This window comes from Nocardiopsis alba, from assembly GCF_000710955.1.
In the GTDB taxonomy this organism is placed as follows: Bacteria; Actinomycetota; Actinomycetes; order Streptosporangiales; family Streptosporangiaceae; genus Nocardiopsis; species Nocardiopsis alba.
Window position 1 is genome coordinate 105,507 of record NZ_BAZE01000014.1, and the last position, 19,388, is coordinate 124,894.

Annotated in this window: 19 protein-coding genes; 10 read left to right on the plus strand and 9 right to left on the minus strand. The window is 68.9% G+C overall.

From position 1 onward, the window contains the following. Positions 1 to 239: 239 nt before the first annotated feature. Both cyaB and TR33_RS26215 read right to left on the minus strand, forming a co-directional pair. The gene (cyaB, locus tag TR33_RS22600) at positions 240 to 833 is read right to left on the minus strand and encodes a class IV adenylate cyclase (protein WP_234305936.1); all 594 of its coding nucleotides are present in this window, start codon (positions 831 to 833) and stop codon (positions 240 to 242) included. Between the two features lie 8 nt (positions 834 to 841). Further along, positions 842 to 2,221 (minus strand): hypothetical protein, encoded by a 1,380-nt coding sequence (locus tag TR33_RS26215; RefSeq protein WP_234305937.1) that lies wholly within the window; start codon positions 2,219 to 2,221, stop codon positions 842 to 844. Between the two features lie 150 nt (positions 2,222 to 2,371). Between TR33_RS26215 and TR33_RS22605 the strand changes: the two genes are divergently transcribed. From TR33_RS22605 to TR33_RS22615, 3 genes are all read left to right on the plus strand, one after another. After that, positions 2,372 to 3,853, plus strand: coding sequence for a peptide deformylase (locus TR33_RS22605; protein ID WP_042285334.1), 1,482 nt, complete (start codon positions 2,372 to 2,374; stop codon positions 3,851 to 3,853). 195 nt (positions 3,854 to 4,048) lie between these two features. Further along, on the plus strand, positions 4,049 to 5,134 hold the full coding sequence (locus tag TR33_RS22610) for an S-(hydroxymethyl)mycothiol dehydrogenase (RefSeq protein WP_017536007.1): 1,086 nt from the start codon (positions 4,049 to 4,051) through the stop codon (positions 5,132 to 5,134). Next, the gene (locus tag TR33_RS22615; RefSeq protein WP_017536006.1) at positions 5,131 to 5,763 is read left to right on the plus strand and encodes an MBL fold metallo-hydrolase; all 633 of its coding nucleotides are present in this window, start codon (positions 5,131 to 5,133) and stop codon (positions 5,761 to 5,763) included. Before TR33_RS22610 ends, TR33_RS22615 begins: the two co-directional genes overlap by 4 nt. A gap of 51 nt (positions 5,764 to 5,814) precedes the next feature. Here TR33_RS22615 and TR33_RS22620 read toward each other — a convergent pair whose 3' ends face one another. From TR33_RS22620 to TR33_RS22635, 4 genes are all read right to left on the minus strand, one after another. Further along, positions 5,815 to 8,310 (minus strand): SEL1-like repeat protein, encoded by a 2,496-nt coding sequence (locus TR33_RS22620; protein WP_042285337.1) that lies wholly within the window; start codon positions 8,308 to 8,310, stop codon positions 5,815 to 5,817. Between the two features lie 113 nt (positions 8,311 to 8,423). Then, positions 8,424 to 8,903 (minus strand): GNAT family N-acetyltransferase, encoded by a 480-nt coding sequence (locus TR33_RS22625; protein WP_042285339.1) that lies wholly within the window; start codon positions 8,901 to 8,903, stop codon positions 8,424 to 8,426. 106 nt (positions 8,904 to 9,009) lie between these two features. Next, positions 9,010 to 11,580 (minus strand): M14 family zinc carboxypeptidase, encoded by a 2,571-nt coding sequence (locus tag TR33_RS22630; RefSeq protein ID WP_042285341.1) that lies wholly within the window; start codon positions 11,578 to 11,580, stop codon positions 9,010 to 9,012. A gap of 101 nt (positions 11,581 to 11,681) precedes the next feature. Next, positions 11,682 to 12,374, minus strand: a complete 693-nt coding sequence (locus TR33_RS22635) for a haloacid dehalogenase-like hydrolase (protein WP_042285343.1) — start codon at positions 12,372 to 12,374, stop codon at positions 11,682 to 11,684. A 105-nt stretch (positions 12,375 to 12,479) separates the two neighbouring features. Here TR33_RS22635 and TR33_RS22640 point away from each other — a divergent pair, with 105 nt between their 5' ends. Continuing rightward, positions 12,480 to 12,875 carry a VOC family protein gene (locus TR33_RS22640; RefSeq protein WP_026125270.1) on the plus strand — a complete coding sequence of 132 codons (396 nt, stop codon included), beginning with the start codon at positions 12,480 to 12,482 and terminating at the stop codon, positions 12,873 to 12,875. A 59-nt stretch (positions 12,876 to 12,934) separates the two neighbouring features. Here TR33_RS22640 and TR33_RS22645 read toward each other — a convergent pair whose 3' ends face one another. Together TR33_RS22645 and TR33_RS22650 are read right to left on the minus strand one after the other, a co-directional pair. After that, a complete protein-coding gene (locus tag TR33_RS22645) occupies positions 12,935 to 13,969 on the minus strand; it encodes a medium chain dehydrogenase/reductase family protein (protein WP_042285346.1) in 1,035 nt (344 codons plus the stop codon). Positions 13,970 to 14,057: 88 nt separating this feature from the next. Beyond that, the gene (locus tag TR33_RS22650) at positions 14,058 to 14,627 is read right to left on the minus strand and encodes a TetR/AcrR family transcriptional regulator (protein ID WP_042285350.1); all 570 of its coding nucleotides are present in this window, start codon (positions 14,625 to 14,627) and stop codon (positions 14,058 to 14,060) included. 105 nt (positions 14,628 to 14,732) lie between these two features. Here TR33_RS22650 and TR33_RS26770 point away from each other — a divergent pair, with 105 nt between their 5' ends. The 6 genes from TR33_RS26770 to TR33_RS22675 all read left to right on the plus strand — a co-directional run bounded on the left by TR33_RS26770 (position 14,733) and on the right by TR33_RS22675 (position 18,589). Continuing rightward, positions 14,733 to 14,903, plus strand: a complete 171-nt coding sequence (locus TR33_RS26770; RefSeq protein ID WP_159068818.1) for a hypothetical protein — start codon at positions 14,733 to 14,735, stop codon at positions 14,901 to 14,903. A 213-nt stretch (positions 14,904 to 15,116) separates the two neighbouring features. Further along, positions 15,117 to 15,284 (plus strand): hypothetical protein, encoded by a 168-nt coding sequence (locus tag TR33_RS27005; protein ID WP_199806179.1) that lies wholly within the window; start codon positions 15,117 to 15,119, stop codon positions 15,282 to 15,284. 98 nt (positions 15,285 to 15,382) lie between these two features. Next, the gene (locus TR33_RS22660; protein WP_042285448.1) at positions 15,383 to 16,051 is read left to right on the plus strand and encodes a DNA alkylation repair protein; all 669 of its coding nucleotides are present in this window, start codon (positions 15,383 to 15,385) and stop codon (positions 16,049 to 16,051) included. A 119-nt stretch (positions 16,052 to 16,170) separates the two neighbouring features. Continuing rightward, positions 16,171 to 16,875 carry a helix-turn-helix domain-containing protein gene (locus tag TR33_RS22665; protein ID WP_017535996.1) on the plus strand — a complete coding sequence of 235 codons (705 nt, stop codon included), beginning with the start codon at positions 16,171 to 16,173 and terminating at the stop codon, positions 16,873 to 16,875. A gap of 99 nt (positions 16,876 to 16,974) precedes the next feature. After that, positions 16,975 to 17,646 (plus strand): response regulator transcription factor, encoded by a 672-nt coding sequence (locus TR33_RS22670; RefSeq protein WP_042285354.1) that lies wholly within the window; start codon positions 16,975 to 16,977, stop codon positions 17,644 to 17,646. 52 nt (positions 17,647 to 17,698) lie between these two features. Beyond that, the gene (locus TR33_RS22675) at positions 17,699 to 18,589 is read left to right on the plus strand and encodes a universal stress protein (protein WP_042285356.1); all 891 of its coding nucleotides are present in this window, start codon (positions 17,699 to 17,701) and stop codon (positions 18,587 to 18,589) included. A gap of 15 nt (positions 18,590 to 18,604) precedes the next feature. On the opposite strand, the gene TR33_RS22680 is transcribed toward TR33_RS22675, so the two are convergent. After that, a complete protein-coding gene (locus tag TR33_RS22680) occupies positions 18,605 to 19,387 on the minus strand; it encodes an HAD family hydrolase (protein WP_042285357.1) in 783 nt (260 codons plus the stop codon). Position 19,388: the final 1 nt, after the last annotated feature.

A 19,388-nucleotide genomic window follows, 5' to 3' on the forward strand; every position in this document is an offset into this window, starting at 1 on the left:
ACCGGGACCGGGCGAACCCCGATCCACCGTAGTGGCCTTCCCCGTCCCTTTCCAGGGAAAGGGACGACCGTGACCGGCCAGAGGAGAGCGCCCACGAGGAAGTGGGAACCCTTCACCACCACAAGGACATTCTCACCACGGTGGACATGAAAGACATAGCGGAGAATTCACGGAATACCGTTATCGAAACCGGATGAGCGCTCTCTCGACAACAGCCCGGAGCCTTTTCGGGAAATCCCTCACCCCGAGGCGTCGAGAGGAACGGAGGCCCCGCCCCCCATCACCAGATCCCGGTAGGGCGAGGTCACCACGGGGAGGGTGTCCACCCCCAAGAGTCGCTCGGCCTCCTCCAACCGTCGCACGGCCTCCTGGGAGGGACCCTCGGAGAGGATCTCGGTCTCGATGAACGAGCCCGCGCCCACGACCGTGTCCACCACCACCGACAACCCCGGTCGGCCGGAATCGCGATAGCAGACGCGCCTCTTCTCCACCCTGGCCAGACGGACCATGCCCAGCGCCTCCAGAAGATCATGGGCGCGCGCGGCCTGGTCGGCGTCCGCCAGCGCCACGTCGGTCTCCTTCTTGGCGATGACCCCCGCCGCGCTGCGGGTAGTGGCGTCGGAGGCGGGCTTGTAGGTGATCTCGCACCCGCCCTCCCGCTCACGGACCCGCAGGCACTCGACCGTCTCCATGAAATCGACGTCGGGCCTGCTGTAGTAGGTGTCGACCTCCACGATCGACCCCGCGGCGACGAGACCCGCCGTTTCGAGCCGCCGCTCCAAGGCCGCGCGATCCTCCAGCGCACGCTTGCGTTCGACCTCGATCGGTGCCATCGAGACGTTCATCCCCCTTCGTGGGCGAGAGCCGCGTACACGCGGGCAAGATTGTGGTTGCTGAATGATTCTCTAGTGCAGGCCAGGGCTTCGGAGAGCGCCAGAGAATCCGAAACCGGAATGTTACGAAATAGAACAAGCTGCTTAGCGTCCCACAGGGGATTAGAAAGCTTTCTTGTCAAGTACCGATTATAGTAATGGCGCTGCCTGACCACTATATCTTCACCCCCAGAAGGAATAAGAATAGTCGGACGAGTAGAAGACGATCGAGTCGAATGGACCGCAAACTCAGTGAGCAACTCGTCGACCGTCAGATAGGCATAAGTTTCACGCCCCTCTCGAGCACTCCACTCCTCCCACACTCGAGAGCATTCATCGTCCCCCTCCTCCACAGCGGCAAGGAAGGAGTTCAGCGCCAGGTCCGTACATGTATCAAAAACATCGCCATCGACAGTCCGATATTCGGAATTTGACTCACTGAGAGCATCCATCATGCCCTGAAACTTCTTGGGCAACCATTCTGTACTGGCGAGGACATAGTGCACCAACTTGTGTCCGGCACGCATGTCCAACCACTTCATCGATAGTTCACCATCCAGCACTGGAGTGAAGCCCAGAGCCCCAGAGCGCCAAACGTGGTCACGGAAAGTGATGTAATGACGCTGTATCTCGCGGAATAAACCGACAGGAGCACTGATCACAGCACATGTCCCCACCTGCAAGTCCGCCATGTCCACCTGACACGAGTTCTGGCGAACCATCACCTGGTCATGAATATTGTGGTAAGGATGCCTCCCACGCTCCAGATAGTTCGGAGTGAACATTCGAATGAATCGCAACCAAGAGGGCGCATCGTAAGTGTGCATAACTCGATCATGCAAATTTCTGCCCTGTACGGAGTACACATCCCTATAGACGAAGTATCCGTAGGGGACGATCACTGGTCCGAGCACGCGTATAAGTGATTGAAGCCCACTGTAACCACCACCGTAAGAGTAGATCTCATGCACTAGGGCCGAAGCACTGACCACGTCGGCCCGACGCGGCAGAAGCTTGTTCAGATCTTGAGCAAAACCATGAGCGAGTTCGCAGTTACCGACCTCGTTGAACTCGGACATGGCCCGGGACAAGGAACTCGATGCGACTCCGGGAACCTCGACCAGAGTCAGATCCACTGGAGCGATTCCGCGATGTTCTTCGCTCAGGCTGGAGGCCAGAAACTTCACCGCGGCCCCTCCGCCAGGACCTATCTCCACCACATGGGGGCGCCGAGCACGAGTCTGCTCCAGCGCCCTCAGCACAAAGAAACCTTTTTCTTCACCATGGGTGTTCGCTGCGATATCGAGATACTCAGGACAGGACTTGTGTTCGATAGCGAACGAGGACAATGAGCGCCTCCTGTTCAAGGCACCACCCTCTCTGCCGGTGGTGGCACTGCTCCCAGGAGAACCGATGACGTCCAGATGAAGCCATGATGAGACAGGTTCAGTCACGATTCACTCACACGATCACGCTTCATGTGGGCGATAATCAGCCGTATGGCTCCCTCTCCCCCTACCGACTTCCGGACAGCACTCACTCGCTGGCGCAAGCTGCGCCGCCTGACGAAGAAAGCCCTCGCGGAGGCGATGGGCTTCGATCCTTCCTACATCAGCCACGTGGAATCCGGACGTTACCCGGCCAGTGAAGAGTTCGCACGGCTGGCCGAACAGAAGCTGACCAGCTCTGGGGAGCTCTGGCGATCCTGGCAGAAAACATCCGAAACACGACCCGCTCCCGCCGGAAACGGGGAGTTGTTCGTCGACCTTGACCATGCCGAACTGCGCTACCACGAAGGCACTTACATCGCGTCCATGCGACGCCGTGTGGTCAACGGTGGCAACGAACCCGTCACTCGCTACCTGATACGTATCAGCGTCGACCGCCACCCAGGCCGGCCGGAACTGTCGAACGAGCTCTATCGCAAGCATCTGCTCACGTGGGAACGTTTGGAGCTGACCGCCACCTGTGATGGTGAGCCCATGACATGGGTGGCCAAGCACGACCGGGACTCCTTCAAGGAGATCTGGCTGAGCTTCGAGAACGAAGACTCGATGTTCCCCCTCTACCCGGGGCAGTCCGTCTTGCTCGAATACTCCTATGTCGTGGGGTCGGACCAGTGGGGGCAGTGGTTCCAACGCGCCATTCGACTACCGACTCGTGCTGTGAGTGTGGAGCTTCTCTTCCCCACCTCTCTGGAACCCGGGGTCTGGGGCACCGAGACCTCGACCACGACCGCGACCGTACCGCTGCGCTCAGCCGTACAGCGTCGAGAAGAAGAAGATCAGGTCTCCTTCACCTGGCACACGAACGACCCTCCGATCGGCGCCCGATACAGGTTGGAGTGGCGTTGGAGGAACAGTCCCGAGCGTGATACCGAAACAAGCCCGACGCTTCATACTGCTGGGGATCGGATGCGCGCCGCGGGGATCACACAAGAGGGGGAGGAGATCCTCGAACGGACCGCGAAGCCTTTCCAGCTACCTGAACAAGCGAAGCAGGCCGAAGATGTCGTTGATCAATTGCACCGAGCCATCCAGCGCGTACGCGACCACCACCATTTCGGGAAAGGCATGGGGCTGGCCGCACCTCAGATCGGTATCGACCAGGCCGCGGCCATAGTGATCCCTCCTGACCCTGACGCCGCTGTAGTGCTCTTGCTCAACCCTGTGATCATCAGTGAATCCGATGAGACCGACACCCAATACGAGGGATGCCTGAGCTTCTTCGATGTGCGTGGGCTCGTCCCTCGCTCACGCCGTATCGAGGTCGAACACACACAAGCAGACGGATCTACGAAGATCACGGTTTTCACGGATGCCTTGGCCCGTCTGGTCGCGCACGAGGTGGACCACCTACACGGTTTGACGTATAAGAACCGAATGACCGAAGGGGTCTCTCCCATCCCCGTAGAAGAGTATCGCGGGACCGGAAAATCTTGGAGTTACAGCTCTGACCCGGCACAGAGCAAGAGTAAATAGAGAACGTATAAAGACACATAGCATGATCTTCACAAAACCATCAGGTGTCCACAGGACCCCTTGTCGAAAACCGAACGCTCGACGATGAGTAGAACCTCCGCGGGCAGGCTCGGGGCGAGAGTTCGGGGTACGGAGGGGGCGGGTGGGGCATGTTCCTCCTCGAACGGCGTCCACGATCGTCAGGGAGGACTTCGCATGTCCCAACAGGTCCAGGGTGTGATCTCACGCGCCAAGGGCGCGCCGGTCGAACTCACCACCATCGTCGTCCCCGACCCCGGCCCGGGCGAGGCGGTGGTCCGGGTCCTGGCGTGCGGGGTCTGCCACACCGACCTGCACTATCGCGAGGGCGGCATCAACGACGAGTACCCGTTCCTGCTCGGCCACGAGGCGGCGGGCATCGTCGAATCCGTGGGCCCGAACGTCACCGAGATCGTCCCCGGCGACCACGTCGTCCTCAACTGGCGGGCGGTGTGCGGCCACTGTCGGGCCTGTAGGCGCGGCCGCCCCCAGTACTGTTTCGACACCCACAACGCCGAACAGAGCATGACCCTGGAGGACGGCACCGAACTGACCCCGGCCCTGGGCATCGGCGCCTTCGCCGAGAAGACCCTCGTGGCCGCCGGACAGTGCACCAAGGTCGACCCGACCGCCTCGCCCGCGGCGGCGGGCCTGCTCGGCTGCGGGATCATGGCCGGGATCGGCGCCGCCATCAACACCGGAGGGGTCACCCGCGGCGACTCGGTGGCCGTCATCGGCTGTGGCGGCGTGGGCAACGCGGCGGTGGCCGGGGCCCGCCTGGCCGGGGCGAACCGGATCATCGCCGTGGACCTGGAGGAGCGCAAGCTGGAGTGGGCGCGCGGCTTCGGCGCCACCCACACCGTCGACGCCCGCGTCTCCGACCCGGTCGAGGCGATCCGCGATCTGACCGACGGCTTCGGCGCGGACGTGGTCATCGACGCCGTCGGCCTACCGAAGACCTATGAGCAGGCGTTCTACGCCCGCGACCTGGCGGGCACCGTGGTGCTGGTGGGGGTGCCCACCCCGGAGATGCGGCTGGAGCTGCCCCTGCTGGACGTGTTCGGCCGGGGCGGCGCCCTGAAATCCTCTTGGTACGGCGACTGTCTGCCCTCACGCGACTTCCCGATGCTCATCGACCTGTACACCCAGGGCCGGCTGGACCTGGACGGGTTCGTCACCGAGACGATCGGGATCGGCGACGTCGAGGAGGCCTTCGGCCGGATGGAACGAGGCGAGGTTCTGCGATCGGTGGTGCTGCTGTGAGTAACGCGCGTGTGGAACACCTGACCACCTCCGGGGTCTTCTCCCTGGACGGAGGTTCCTGGAAGGTGGACAACAACGTCTGGCTGGTGGGCGACGACGAGGAGGTCGTCGTCATCGACGCCCCTCATGAGGCGCAGGCGATCATCGACGCGGTGAACGGTCGACGGGTCGTGGCGATCGTGTGCACCCACGGGCACAACGACCACGTCAACGCGGCCTTGGAGGTGTCCGACGCGGTCCACGGTCCGGTCCTGCTCCACCCCGACGACCGGGTGCTGTGGAACATGACCAACCCCGAGCGGGTGCCCGACGGCGCGCTGGCCGACGGGCAGGTCATCACGGTGGCCGGGATCGAGCTGCGGGTGATCCACACCCCGGGCCACGCGCCCGGGGCGGTGTGCCTGTACTCGCCCGAACTCGGCGCCCTGTTCAGCGGGGACACCCTGTTCCAGGGCGGTCCGGGGGCGACCGGAAGGTCCTACTCGGACTTCCCGACCATCATCGCCTCCATCAGGGACCGGTTGCTCACCCTTCCCGGGGACACCGTGGTGCGCACCGGGCACGGAGATCCCACCACGATCGGCGCCGAGGCGCCCCATCTCCAGGAGTGGATCGACCGGGGCCACTGAGGTCGGTCGTGGAGGTGCCCCGCGTCGAGGTCGGCGCGGGGCACCTTCGTGTCAGCGATCGTCATCGTCGTCGTAGGACGAAGAGCCTCCGTAGGAGGACGAGGAGGACGAAGAGCCTCCGTAGGAGGAAGAACCGTACGAGGAGGAGTCGTCATCGTCGTCGGAGGACGAGGAGTAGGAGGAGTAGGACGAACTGTACGAGGAGGAACCGGAGGAGGAACCGGAGGAGGAACCACCGGAGGACGATGAGGATCCGTACGAGGACGCCCTGTGTCGGCCGGGCTGATCATCGGAGTACGAGGAACTCTTCGGGGTCCAGGAGGTCCGCTCCGGCGGGAACCCGCTTTCACGGCTCGTGGTCTCGGACGACCGTTCCTCCGAGGCCGTCCTCGTCGTGCCGGCGGCCTCGTTCCCCTTCCCTTCGTCCTTGGATTCGTCCTTCTGCTGCTCACGGAGGAGACGCTCGGCCATCGCCCCCACACCGGCGATCGCCGCGCTCGTGGTGGAGATACGCCCGACGGCCTGTTTCCAGGCATAGGCGCGCCGACGTTGGTTCAGCGCCCTGTAGACGGAGGGCACGCGCCCGGCCGAGGCCAGGGAGCCCCGTGCCGTCGCCTCCTGGTGCTGGGTGAGCGCGTCCCGCCATCGGCCTCCGGCCTCCAGGGAGCGCCCCAGCAGATACTTGGCGTGCACGTTCTCCCCGGCGGCGGCCTTCCGGCCCCACAGGCTCTCCCTGAAGGCGGGGCGTCCCCGTGTCCGGTCGGCCCTGTAGTGGGGCAGGTCCTCGACGGTCCGGGAGACCCTCTCCGGGTCGACCTCCTTCTCCGGAACCGCCACCTCGTCGAACAGACGCCGGAGCCGGGCCTCACCGATCCCCCAGGTCTCCAGGCAGGCGTGCAGGAACATCGCCGCCTCATCGCCGTCGTCGGCCGCCACGGAGAGCCAGAACAGCGCGCCGTCCTCGTCCCCCGCCCGGTAGCGCAGGAGCCCGGCGAGGTGGGCCCCTCCCCTCTCACCACCGTCGTAGGCCCTACGGAGCCAGCGGCCGGCCTCGTCCGCCCCGGACGGGTCCTCCCCCGTCAACGCGGACAGGGCCAGCACCGATCCCAGGCGTTCCATGGCGCGGGGGTCCTCGTCCTCGACCGCGCGCCGGAGGAAGGGCAGGGCCCCCGAGCGGTCCTCGGCCCGCAGAAGGAGGAGCGCCGTACCCAGGTTGGCCCCCGGGTGCTCCGGGAAACGTTCGAGGAAGCGTGTCCAGGCGTGACCGGCGATGGTGAATCGGTCGGTCTCGTAGGCGGCGAAGCCGAAGGTCGGCAGGTACTCCACCGGGATCCGATGCGAGATCAGGTTCCACACCGCGTCGGGGACCTCGGACCCTTCCTCCTCTTGGAGCGCGTGGGAGACCAGGTGGTGGAAGGGCTCATAGGTCTCCTTCCCCACCGGGGACAGACAGCCGCTGGCCCCGCGTGCCGGGTCGGTGGCCCAACGGAGCGCCTCGTCGAAGGTCGACGCCCCCGGGTCGTGGTGGACGCTCGGTCCGAGGTAGTGCCGATGCAGATCCTCCAGCAGCCCCCGAGGCAGAGGGGCACGGTAACCGAGCCTGCGCGCGTCCACCGCCGCCGAGATGATCGCCCCCGCTCGGGGGTTGTGCCCGTGGACCGCGGAACGCCAGCGTCGCAGGGTCGTGTGGGAGTCCGCGATGTCCGCGGCGAATCCGCCCTTGTTCCGGTCGGCCAGAGCCTGGGAGATCCGCCAATCGTCCTCGAGTTCGAGCGCCGTCCTCAGTTCCGTCTCCTTCAGGCGGCGCTCGACGAAGAAGTGCTCCGCCCGATCCTCCAGGATCCTGCTGACGGTGGGCTCCGACTGTTTCGGCAGGTCGCCCCGTACTCGGGAGTCCAGGGTCCCGATGAGACAGACGTCCGTGCGGTCGGGTGGGCACAGTCGGTCCAGGACGCCCTCGTTCAGGGTCCCGGCGGCGAGGTACCGGTCGATCCCGTCGAGCCACACCACCGCGTTCCTCGGGGTGGTGGGAAGGTCCGCTATGGCCGTCAAAGACCGTTCGTCGCTGGGGACGATCAACCGGCGGCCGGGGACGGTCCGCCGGATCGCCTCATAGGCCGACCTCGTCTTCCCCGACACGGACTCGCCTTCGAGGACGACCAGTCCGCCCGCCAGGATCGCGCGGTCGAGCGCGTCGTCGAAGGCACGCGGAACGTAGACGGGGATCGGCGCGTCCTCTCCGTCCTCGGACCGTTTCGCCTTGCGCACCCCGAGTTCCCGGCCGTCCGTCCAGTCGCGGACACGGTCGCGTTCGGGGGCCCGTTCGGATTTGCGTTCGGCCTCGATCGCCTTGCGCCGGCGTTCCACCCACCCTTGGAACAGGCCGCTCAGGGGTTGGGTCAGCAGGGCGACGAGGAACGCCGCCCCGGCGATCACGTAGGGCCAGATCCCCGAGGGGTCCGGGATGAGGGAGATCCCCGACATGAGGGTTCCGAGGATCACGATGCCCAGGACGATGCCGGTGAAGTGCCGACGTCTTCTCGTCATGTGGATGTGGCTCCTTTCGGGGGAGGAGGAGGGGCCACGATCGTTCCGCGATCCCCCTTCCCCACCCGGCCGGAGTCATACCTCCCGAGCGTCCCGGGCTGTCGCGGGGTCGCTCAGGCCTCGGCCGCCTCCTGGTCCAGGAACAGTTCGGCGATGATCTCGCCGTCGTCCACACGGCCCGTCGTGCGAAAGCCCAGCCCCAGGTAGAAGCCCTCGGGGGAGCCCTCGCCGGGGACCCAGGAGACCGTGATCCGCTTGTCGCCCCGACGGCGGGCCTCGGCCAGGACCGTCTCGACGGCGAAGCGGCCGTACCCCTTGCCCTGCTCCCCCTCGGCGACGTTGAGGCGCCAGATCGCGCAGCGGAAGTCGACGTCCTTCTCATCGGGGTCGAAGGAGGCCATCACGAAGCCGACCGGTCGGTCGCCGTCCATGATCAGGCGGGGCCAGGCGGTGTTCCGGGAGGCGTAGGCCTCGGCGAGCGAGCGGTCGACGGGGGCGACGAAGGTGTTCTGGTCCTCGCGGACCTTCACCTTGAGGGCGGCGTCGATGTTGTCGGGGGAGATCTCCACGGCGTGGAGAGAGGGATGGTTCATCCGGCAGAGCCTAGACCGCCGTCTTCGGCGATGGCCAGGGGTTTTTCGGGCGCCCGCGTGTGACCGCCCCGAAGGGTCCGGGGCGGTCACACGCGGAGACGACGGGTCAGGCGTTCCCGCCGGAGATCGCGCTCCAGTGGACGGCCTGGGCCACCTGGCCGAACGACCCCTTGGGGTGGTTGCGGAAGAGCGGTTCGGTGCCGAAGAGCACCACCGCGGCTCCGCGTTCGGAGACCCCGCCGACCACGGAGGGCCGTCCGGCGGCCTCGTCCCGGCCGCCGGCGCCATCGGCGTCGGGGCGCCAGTGCCCGGCCACCAGCGGATCCCCGTCGGCGTAGGTCTGTTCCACGGTCACCTCCGGTCCCAGGTCGGTGAACCAGCCGGGCGAGTACACGAACCCGTACCCGCCGGGCCCGGCGAGCGCGCCGTCACCGTCCTCGACCCGGACCACGCCGTTGGCGTCGGACCGCCTCTCGCGGCGGGTGGCGTCCAACAGACCGGCCTGGGCGTTGAACCGGGCCCCGGCCGATCCGCGCGCCACGACCCCGCCCCGTTCGAGGAAGGCGTCCAGGTCCGCACGCGCCCGTTCTCCCAGGTCGTCGTAGACCAGGCCGCTGGACACGTACAGTACGTCGATCCCGGACCAGTCGAAGCCGTCGTCGAGTACCGCGGTGGAGACCGTCTCCACGTCGAATCCGAGTTCGCCCAGGGTGAGGACCTCGTCCGCGGCGGCGGCCGCGGCCAGCCGGACCCCGCCCACGACCGGGCCCTCGGCCTCGCGGTCGACGGTGGTGAAGACCGCTCCGCGCCGGTCGGCCGCCTCGGCGACCGCGTCGGCGTGGTCGGCGGAGATCAGCACCGAGCCCCGGTCCGCCCACGCGGGTTCGGCCCCGGCCTCGATGAGGTCGTGGAGCGCCGCCACGTCGGCGGCGTCGTCCAGGCGCAGGACCCAGTCCCCCTCCCCCCCGACCGCACCGGTGGGGGCGGCGATGTCGACCGGCGCTCCGTCCGGGGGCGTGGACTCGGTGGCCGTCACCGTGGCGCCCCACAGGCGTCCGTGGCTCCACCCGGAGATGTCGTACATGGCCTCGACGTCGTCGCTGATGTCCCGTCCGTCCTCCAACAGGACGTTGGCCATACCGCGTTTGGACTGATGCATGTCGACCAGGTAGGAGCCCGCGGGGTAGGAGGTGCCGTCGAGTTCGAAGGCCTCCTCCGCTCTGTTCACCCGCACGTCGTGGGCGACCAGCGTGTCCACCAGGCGCGCGGCGGCCGGGGCCGACCTCTGTTCCTCTCCGGCGGGGATCACGTAGGCGCGGGGGAAGTCGGTCGTGTACACGTCCTCGGGACCGAAGCCGGGCACCCACCCCTCCGGGGGCACGACCTGTTCCTCACCGGCCGATCCGCGCCGGAACACCTCGATCTGGTCGCCGATGAGCTTCTCCCGATGCTCCGAGGCGAACTCCAGGGTGGCCTCGATGGTGGCGGCGGAGATGTCGGTGTTGATGGCGGTGCGGCGGTGCAGCTCCTCCACGGGCAGGTCGTAGTCGGCCCGGTTCACCCGCAGCGGGAACTCGACGGTGGCCGAGGCGACCGCGCCCTGGTAGGGGGCGTACATCGGGGTGAAGATCGGCGGCCAGTCGTCCCAGCCGTCCTGCCAGTCGCGGAAGGGGATCTGCGGGGGCAGTACCCCGTCGTCCTCGGCCGTGTACCCCAGGTCGAGGACGGCCTGTTCCATCGCGAGACCGTTGGCGTAGGTGTTGGCGATGAACAGGTCGTACTCGTAGTTCTGGCCGTGCGGGGGCGTGGTCGGCTCGATCAGGGTGCCGTTGACGTAGCCGTGCTGGTCGACCATGACCAGCGGCTGGGTGTCGATCATGACCTGACGGATCGCCGCCGTCTCCGGCTGGGAGACCGTGACGAAGTCGCGGTTGAGGTCGAACCCGGCGCTGTTGACCCGGGTGCCCGCCACCCGCCCGTCGGGGTTGGCGGTCACGGTGAAGTACAGCCGCGAGGAGCCCAGCAGTTCCTCGGTCCACTCGTCCTCGGCGGTCGCCAGCTCCTCGATGATCCGCAGCGAGGCGTCGGTGCCCTCCCACTCGTCGCCGTGGATGTTGGCGTTGACGTGCACGGGGGTCTTGTAGCGCTCGGGCAGCGTGCTGTCCCGCGCGGCCCGTTCGGGGTCCTCCTCGATGAGCTCGCGCATGCGCCTCTGGTGTCCGGCCTCGGCGCGCGTCTCCGGCTCGGTGAGGGTGACCAGGTAGAGGTCGCGTCCCTCGACGGACTCGCCGACGATCTCCACACTGACCCGGTCGGAGGTCTCCTGAAGATCGTTGAGGGCGGGCGCGATGTCGTGGTAGGCGGTCAGACCCAGCCTGATCGAACGGTCGTCGGGGTTCTCGGGGGGAACCGGCAGCTCGGTCCGGCGCGGGTAGGCGGCGGACGGATCGACGCCCGTCGCGGAGGCCGCGGCCGTGGCGGCCGTCATGGACAGGGCCTCGGGTCCGGCCGCCGTCTCGTTGCGTTCGGGGCCGTTGGCCTCCTCCCTCGGCTCGGCGAGGGCGGGCGAGGGCAGGGCCGTCGCCCCGGCCATGACCAGCGCCGTGAGGGTTCCGACCAGGGCGATGGAGCGGCGGGCGCGACCGGCGGCCGGCCCGGAGGCGGGGGATGGTGGCACGGGGGTCTCCTCCTGTGGTCTCCGTCGTTCCTACCCTCCCGGGCCGATTCGGACAAGACGGCCGCGCGACACACCCTTCTTCCGTCGCTCGAAGGGCCCGCTCAGACGGGGTCGCCTCGGCCCCGCGACGGTTCCCCGCGAGCGGGCCAACGGACCGACAGCACCCGTTCGGGGCCCACGAGCCGTGCCCGCGCCTTCCTCTCGACGCTCTCGGAAAGACCGACCAGGACGGCGGTACGGGCCAGGTCCAGCATGGGAACGTCGGAGAGACCGTCCCCGTAGGCCGTCACGACGTCCTCGGCGAGTCCGGCCTCGACGAGCATCTCGACCTTGCCCCGCCCACGGCAGTGCCGCAGGGCGACCCACCCTCCGGCTCGGCGCCGAAGGGTGGAGCCGACCACGCGGATCCGGGGGTCGATCTCCCGGCAGAGGGGGACGGCCAGACGTTCGGCGCAGCCGGTCACGACCACGACCTCCTCGCCCGCGTCCAGATGCGCGGCCACGGCCCGCCCCGCGTCCGGTCTGATCCGCTCCCCCACTCGAAGGGCGGCCACGTGCTCTCGGACGAGTCGATCCAGGCCGGAGTCGGCCACACCGACCGTCCCCGTCCACAGCAGGATCGAGCCGGCGTGGACCCGCCACGAACTCCTGGAGAGCAGGACGAGGAGCGCCGGCACGGTCAGGACGGCGCCGATCATGCGCAGAGGCGAGCGCTTGAGCAGGGAGAACGTGAATCTCGTGAACGAGTCGTGGTCGATCAGGGTGTCGTCGAGGTCGAACAGCGCTCGGTTCACGTAGGATCCCTTCGGTCCCCGAGAGCGTAGTCGGCGTCTTCCGGGGGAGGGTCGAACGGGGCGCCGAGTGTGCCGTCGGGCCCGAGAGAGTGCAGGATGTCGGACATGGATGTTCTCAGTAGCCGTGTCCTGATACACCCGCGCGATCCGGTGCGCAGCCGTTCCTTCTACCGTGACGTCCTCGGGCTCGCCGTCCACCGTGAGTTCGGTCCGCCGGACGCCCCCGGCACCGTGTTCTTCCTCGGCAACGGGCTTTTGGAGGTCTCCGGCCACTCCGAGGAGCCCTCCGGGACGCCCTCGACCGCCCTGTGGTTGCAGGTGCGCGACGCCCGCGCCGAATACGCCCGTGTCACCGCGCTGGGCGGACGCGGTATCCGGCCGCCGCAGAAGGAGTTCTGGGGCCTGGTGGAGGCCTGGATCGCCGATCCGGACGGGGTGCGCATCGTACTGGTGGAGGTCCCCGCCGACCATCCGCTGCGCAAGGACCAGCGCGAGTTCTGACCGTCGCCCGGGTGCGGTTCACGACCGCACCCGTGCCGCCCCCCACGGCCTCGTGACACTCACCCTTCGGGTACGAGCACGACCTTGCCGACGACGGTCCCCGACTCGGCCAGGGCCATCGCCGCCCCGGCCTCGCCCAGGGGCATCCGGGCCGCGATCGTGGGGCGGATGTCCCCGTGGCCCAGCAGATCGAACACCTCGCCCAGGTCGCGGGCGAGTTCGCGCCGGTGACGTTCCCGGTTCCGGTGCCCCTTCCAGAGGTTGAAGAAGTACGCGCGCCGCCCGTCGGGCAGGGCGTTCCACCAGCCCAGTCGGGCGAACAGGAGCAGCACGGGGAGCATCGGGTTCCCCGGAACGTCGCGCGTGGCCGCCGTGCCGTAGGAGACCAGGGCGCCCCCGCGCACCACGTGGGAGAAGGTGTCGACGATGCCCGGCCCGCCCACGTGATCGAAGGCCGCCCGCACCCCGTTCGGGGCCGCCGCGCGGATCGCGGCGCGTAGATCGGGGGAACGGCGGTCGACGGGGATCGCGCCCATCTCACGGACGGCCTCCAGGTGGCGGGCCGACGCGGTGCCGACGACCTCGGCCCCGGCCCGTCGTGCCATCTGGACGAGCAGGGTACCGACGCCGCCGTTGGCGCCCAGTACCAGGACCGTGTCCCCCGCGCCGACCGGGCCCGCACCGCGCAGCATGCGCAGGGCGGTGACCCCGTTGACCACGACGGCCTCCGCCTCGGCCGGATCGAGCCCGGCGGGCACCGGGACCAGGTCGGCCGCCGGCAGGACGACCCGCTCGGCCCAGGCCCCGATCTTGGTGATCGCGGCCACGCGCCGTCCCACCAGCGCCGAGTCCGTGTCGGGGCCGACCTCCTCCACCGTTCCCACCAGGTCGTATCCCGGTACGAAGGGGAAGGGCGGCTGGTCGAAGTACTTGCCACGACGCATCTGCTGTTCGGAGAAGGAGACGCCCGTGGCCTCGGTCCGGACCAGGACCTCCCCCGGGCCGGGCGGGCCGATGGGGCGGCGACGGGTCAGCAGGCCCTCCGGTTCCACCTCGTCGGGCAGGACGATCTCCAGGGTGTGCCGCTCGGTCATGTCGAGACTCCTATGTTTGTGAGTGGTCACTTACAAAAATGGGCCGAGAAAAGCGCCGCGAACGGCGCGGGTCGAACTCCGGGGCCGACTACCCCCGAGGGGCGTGGGTCATCCCCTTGGTGAGCGTGCGCGTCCAGGGGGCGTCGACCTCCTCCAGGTCCAACGCGGTGACCAGGTGGCAGAGCAGCCCCATCGCCATGAAGCGCTGGACCTGGTCGCGATCGCCCCCCGAGAGCGCGTGGGCGAGGGTGACCACGTCGGCGTAGCCGCGCCGCAGGGCCTCGCGGATCTCGGGGACGGCGGAGGCGCTCTGGGCGTGGACCTGGATCATGAGCAGGTCGCGGTCGGCGATGAGTTCGGCGTAGGCGTCGCCCATCGCCTCCAGCACCTGGGGCGCCGGGGCCCCGTCCGCACCGAGCGCACCCTCGCGAAGGGCCTCCTCCACGCGTTCGAAGCACCGCTCCAGGGTCGCCGTGAACAGGCCCAGCTTGGTACCGAACAGGCGCAGGACGTAGGCCTGCGAGATGCCCGCCGCCTCGGCGACCTCCGTCACGGGGGTCGCGTGGTAGCCGGAACGGGCGAAGACGTGCAGCGCCTCGTTCAGGATGACGGCGCGACGGGCTTCGGCGGTGGACCGCGTGCTCTCTTCCCTGCTCATGTTTGTGAGTACACACTCACAAACCGGAGAAGTCAAGCCGAGCACCCCTCCCGCCCCGGCCCACGCCCCCGTTTCGATCGATGTCCTCGCAGGTAGGAAGCGTGTATGACGAACGCTTCGAAGAGGGTCTCCCCGCTCCACGTCTGGGCCGGGATCTGGATACTCTCCGTTCTCCTTTGGAGCGCCCTTCTCGCGGTCGAGTGGTACGCGAGCGACGCCTCGGGCTGTCCCCTGACCGGCGACTCCTCCGTCCAGGGCACCGGCACCTGGAACTAGGTCGTGCTTTTGTGGATCATTCCGCGCTCGCGTGGCCGGGCTTCCTCTCGCGGCGCCGACATCGCTCGGACAGCCAAACCCGGGCTGCCCCTCGCTCGTCGTCTGGCGAGAGATCGCCCGGCGGCCGCTCGCCACGGATCGGCTCCGCCGATGCCCGGCGAAAGCATCCACAAAAACACTCCCGGGAGCCCACCCGGCCGCACCTGCGTCTGGGTGATCGAATCCCGGGGCGAGACCTACACCATCACCGAGAACCCGCCCGCCTCCCGCTGGGGCATGGTCGCCCTCTTCCTGCTCTGGGGCGGCAGCCTGGCCACCCTCGCCCGGAACGGCCGGGGAGAGCCGAACGGATCGACGCCGGACCCCTCCCCCGACCGCTGAGGGCCGAGGGTCGTCACGGCCCCGGACGGTGACGTGAATCGTCGGAGGTCACGCGTACAGTGGGCGGCCGGATCGGTGGACGAGGCACGGGGGCGGAGATGGCCGAGACGGTCGAGGGGCTCAGGGCCGAACTGGCCGCGCTGGAGGACCCGAAGACGCGTCGGGTGAACGAGAGGCGCGGCGACGACCACGGGGTGAAGCTGTCCCGGCTGCGGGAGATCGCCGAAAGGGTCGGGAAACGGCAGGACCTGGCGCGCGAACTCTGGGCCGGCGGCGATACGGCGGCGCGGCTCCTGTCGCTCCTGATCTGTCGCCCCCGGGGGTTCGAGGCCGCGGAACTGGACGCCATGCTGCGCGAGGCGCGGGCACCCAAGGCGCACGCCTGGCTCGTCGGCTACGTGGTCGCGAAGGGACCGCACGCCGAGGAGCTGCGCCGGGCCTGGCTCGCCGACCCTGACCCGGTGGTGGCGAGCGCCGGATGGGCGTTGACCGCCGAACGGGTGGACCGTTCGCCCGAGGGCCTCGACCTTCCGGGGCTGTTGGACGTGATCGAGGCGCGGATGAAGGACGCTCCGGACCGTCTCCAGTGGGAGATGAACCACTGCCTGGCCCGGATCGGGATCCACCACCCCGAACACCGCGCCCGGGCGATGGAGATCGGCGAGCGGCTGGAGGTGCTCAAGGACTATCCGACACCCCCGAACTGCACCTCCCCGTTCGCGCCGATCTGGATCTCCGAGATCGTCCGCCGCCGCGAGAAGGCCTGAACTCCGGGACCTTCGGTCCTGTACCCGGGACCGAAGGTCCGATCCTCGGTCATGGGGAGCGGCAAGGGTGAGGGTTGGAGGGATTCCGTGAGCACTCGCCGTCACCGAGGAGCCGCTCGATGGGACATCAAGGAGCCGCGATCCCCGATGGGGGCGACCTCGGGCACCGGGCCGCCGCTCGTCGAAGGGAACTCGGCCTGACGAGGGAGCAGGTCGCGGAGCGGGCCGACATGGACCCCGGCTACGTGGCCTACCTGGAGGAGCACACCCCCAGGATGACCAGACCGGCGCTGTACCGTCTGGCCGAGGCGCTGAACACCACCCAGGACCATCTGCTGGGGACGGACACCGATCTGCCTCCGGGCGCGATGGCCACGGAGGTCCCCCTCCCCCGAACGACGGTGCTCTCGTCCCGCAGGTGCCTGGAACTGATCGAACCGGGTGGTGTGGGACGGGTCGGCCTGGTGACCGGGGAGTCCGCGCCCGTCATCCTTCCGGTGAACTACCTCTTCCACGAGGGGGCCATCGTGTTCCGGACCAAGGATGACGGCGTGATCGGCGAGCGGCTCCCCCAGGACATCGCCTTCGAGGTCGACCGGGTCGATGACGCGATGAGCCAGGGGTGGAGCGTCCTGGTCCGGGGCAGGGCCGAGGCCGTCACCGACCGGGCCCTGGAGGAGGAGCTCCGCGCCCATGCCCCGGTCCGACCCTGGGCCGGAGGGGAACGCGACCTCTTCGTCCGTGTCGTTCCCGAGGAGATCGGCGGCCGTGAGGTGAGCGGCCGTGTACCCCACGCGCGCGAGGTCGGTCCGCCCGAACGGTGACGGATACCGACGGCGCCCTGCCGGGTATGAACACCGTGCGACGTTCCGGGGGCGGAGGTCGTCGCGGAGCGCTCTCGTCCTGGGAGGGGATGACGGCCGATGTCGAAGGAGAACGGGGCGACCCGTGTCTTCCTGCTCGACGACCACGACGTGGTGCGACAGGGGATCATGGCCCTGCTCCAGGACGAGGAGGACATCGAGGTGGTCGGCGAGGCGGCCACCGCGTCCGAGGCCCTCGGCCGTATACCGGCCGCACGCCCCGACGTGGCGGTGCTCGACGTCCGCCTCCCCGATGGTAACGGGGTGGAGGTCTGTAGGGAGTTACAGAGCCGCCCCGACGCACCCGTCTGTCTGATGTTGACGTCCTACTCCGACGACGAGGCCCTCTACGCCTCCGTCATGGCGGGCGCGGCGGGCTACGTGCTCAAACAGATCCACGGCTCCGACCTGGTCGGCGCGATCCGCACGGTGGCGTCCGGGGAGTCGTTACTGGATCCGCACAGCACCGCGCGCATCCTGCGGCGGCTGCGCGAGGGTTCCGAGACCGAGGACCCGCTGCCGGGGTTCTCCGACAAGGAGCGGCTCGTCTTCGAGCTGATCGGAGAGGGGCTGACCAACCGGCAGATCGGCGAGCGGATCTTCCTCGCGGAGAAGACGGTGAAGAACCACGTCTCCAGCGTGTTGTCCAAGCTGGGTATGCGGCGCCGCTCCCAGGCGGCGGCGCACGCCGCCCGGCTCAGAGCCCGTTCCGAACGGGGAGGGACCGACTGAGGCGGCCTCTCGAAGGAGGGACGACGGACACGCTCCCGGGGAGGGGGAGACCATGATCGGAAACACCCGCGGACCCGTCGTGGCCGCGGTCGACGGATCACCCGCGAGCGATCGGGCCCTCGATTGGGCCGTCGACGAGGCACGGCGCCGAGGCCTCGACCTGCGCCTCGTCCACGCCTCGGGCCCACCGACCCACCGGCCGGCCCCGGACGGGGTCGGGCCCCGCGTCGTGGAGGAGGCCCGTCGTCGGGCGTCGGAGCGCGCCCCGGATCTCCCGGTGGAGGCGGTGAGCCTCACCGGGGACCGCGAACCGGTCCTCTCTCGGGAGAGCCGTTCGGCCCGCGCGCTGGTCCTGGGGGCACGTCGCATGTCGGCGACGGGCGAGATGGCGCCGGGGGCCACCACCCTGGCGTTGACGGCCTCCTCGTCCTGCCCCGTCGTGGTGGTCCCCGAGACCGGGCCGGCCCCTCGCACCGGCCGCGTCATGGTCGGGGTCGACGGGTCGGAGAGCGCCCGGAGCGCCGCCGAGTGGGCGTTCGCCGAGGCCGAGGCCCGGGGAGCCGATCTGCTCGTGGTGTCGGCGAGCGGAGGGGTCCCACGAGAGGACCTCGGTACGCCGGAGGGGGACGTCCCCGTCTCCGAGGGGTTCGAGCTTCCCGGCGACGACGCTCTGGTGGCGGCCTCGGTGGCCGAATCGCACCGCCTGCTGTCGGAGTCGATCGCGGGTGAACGCGAGCTCCGGCCGGACGTACGGGTCGAGGAGATCGTCGAGGTGGGGGACGCGGCCGGGGTGCTGCGCTCCCTGGCCGAAGGGTGCGATCTGACGGTGGTGGGCTCCCGCGGCAGAGGAGGCCTGGTCGGTACCCTGCTGGGCTCGGTGAGCCGAAGCGTCCTGTCCCACTCCCCTCGTCCGGTCGCGGTGGTACGCGCCGAGCGACGTTGAGGCGCGGGGCCCACGTCAGGGGACCGCACCCGCCGCCCCCGGCCAGGGGAGGAGTTCTGACAGGTCGGACACCACGACGTGGGCCCCGCGTTCGCGCATCCGCGCGCCGGTACCGACGCGGTCCATCCCGATCACCAGACCGAAGCCTCCGCGTCCTCCCGCCTCCACCCCGACCAGGGCGTCCTCGACCACGGCGGTCTCGGTCGGGTTCGTGTCCAGGCGCCGGGCCGCCTCCAGGAACAGCGCCGGGTCGGGTTTCCCGGGGAGTCCGAGACGGGCCGCGTCCCGACCGTCCACCCGGACGTCGAAGAGGTCGTCCACACCGGCGGCGCGCAGCACCATGGCGCAGTGCCGGCTCGCCGAGACCACGGCCACCGGCGCCCCGGCCGAACGCAGCGCGCGCACGAACGACACGGTTCCGGGGAAGGCCCGCACCCCGTCTCGGCGCACGAGGTCCAGGAAGCGGCGGTCCTTGCGGTCGGCGATCCACGCCACCGTCATCGCCTCCGGATCTCCCGGCACCGGCCCCTCCGGCAGGCGGATCCCTCGTGAGGCGAGGAACGCGTGCACGCCGTCCTCACGCGGCCGTCCGTCCACATGGCGCAGGTAGTCCTCACGCGGGTCGAAGGGGCGGAAACGGGCGCCCTCGGTGCGGGAGAGCCGGCGCGAAAGGTCGTCGAACGCGTACTTCCAGGCGGCCGCGTGCACGGAGGCCGTGTCGGTGACGACCCCGTCGGTGTCGAGGATCGCCGCCCGTACCCGGTCGCGGGCCGCTCCCCCGGTCGTCTCGGACACCATC

What these genes read in the sequence shown, in the direction of transcription:
- cyaB (WP_234305936.1), bottom strand. Translation starts at nt 833, where the DNA reads ATGGCACCGATCGAGGTCGAACGCAAGCGTGCGCTGGAGGATCGCGCG.
- TR33_RS22605 (WP_042285334.1), top strand. Translation starts at nt 2,372, where the DNA reads ATGGCTCCCTCTCCCCCTACCGACTTCCGGACAGCACTCACTCGCTGG.
- TR33_RS22610 (WP_017536007.1), top strand. Translation starts at nt 4,049, where the DNA reads ATGTCCCAACAGGTCCAGGGTGTGATCTCACGCGCCAAGGGCGCGCCG.
- TR33_RS22620 (WP_042285337.1), bottom strand. Translation starts at nt 8,310, where the DNA reads ATGACGAGAAGACGTCGGCACTTCACCGGCATCGTCCTGGGCATCGTG.
- TR33_RS22625 (WP_042285339.1), bottom strand. Translation starts at nt 8,903, where the DNA reads ATGAACCATCCCTCTCTCCACGCCGTGGAGATCTCCCCCGACAACATC.
- TR33_RS22640 (WP_026125270.1), top strand. Translation starts at nt 12,480, where the DNA reads ATGGATGTTCTCAGTAGCCGTGTCCTGATACACCCGCGCGATCCGGTG.
- TR33_RS22645 (WP_042285346.1), bottom strand. Translation starts at nt 13,969, where the DNA reads ATGACCGAGCGGCACACCCTGGAGATCGTCCTGCCCGACGAGGTGGAA.
- TR33_RS22650 (WP_042285350.1), bottom strand. Translation starts at nt 14,627, where the DNA reads ATGAGCAGGGAAGAGAGCACGCGGTCCACCGCCGAAGCCCGTCGCGCC.
- TR33_RS26770 (WP_159068818.1), top strand. Translation starts at nt 14,733, where the DNA reads ATGACGAACGCTTCGAAGAGGGTCTCCCCGCTCCACGTCTGGGCCGGG.
- TR33_RS22660 (WP_042285448.1), top strand. Translation starts at nt 15,383, where the DNA reads ATGGCCGAGACGGTCGAGGGGCTCAGGGCCGAACTGGCCGCGCTGGAG.
- TR33_RS22665 (WP_017535996.1), top strand. Translation starts at nt 16,171, where the DNA reads ATGGGACATCAAGGAGCCGCGATCCCCGATGGGGGCGACCTCGGGCAC.
- TR33_RS22670 (WP_042285354.1), top strand. Translation starts at nt 16,975, where the DNA reads ATGTCGAAGGAGAACGGGGCGACCCGTGTCTTCCTGCTCGACGACCAC.
- TR33_RS22675 (WP_042285356.1), top strand. Translation starts at nt 17,699, where the DNA reads ATGATCGGAAACACCCGCGGACCCGTCGTGGCCGCGGTCGACGGATCA.
- TR33_RS22680 (WP_042285357.1), bottom strand. Translation starts at nt 19,387, where the DNA reads ATGGTGTCCGAGACGACCGGGGGAGCGGCCCGCGACCGGGTACGGGCG.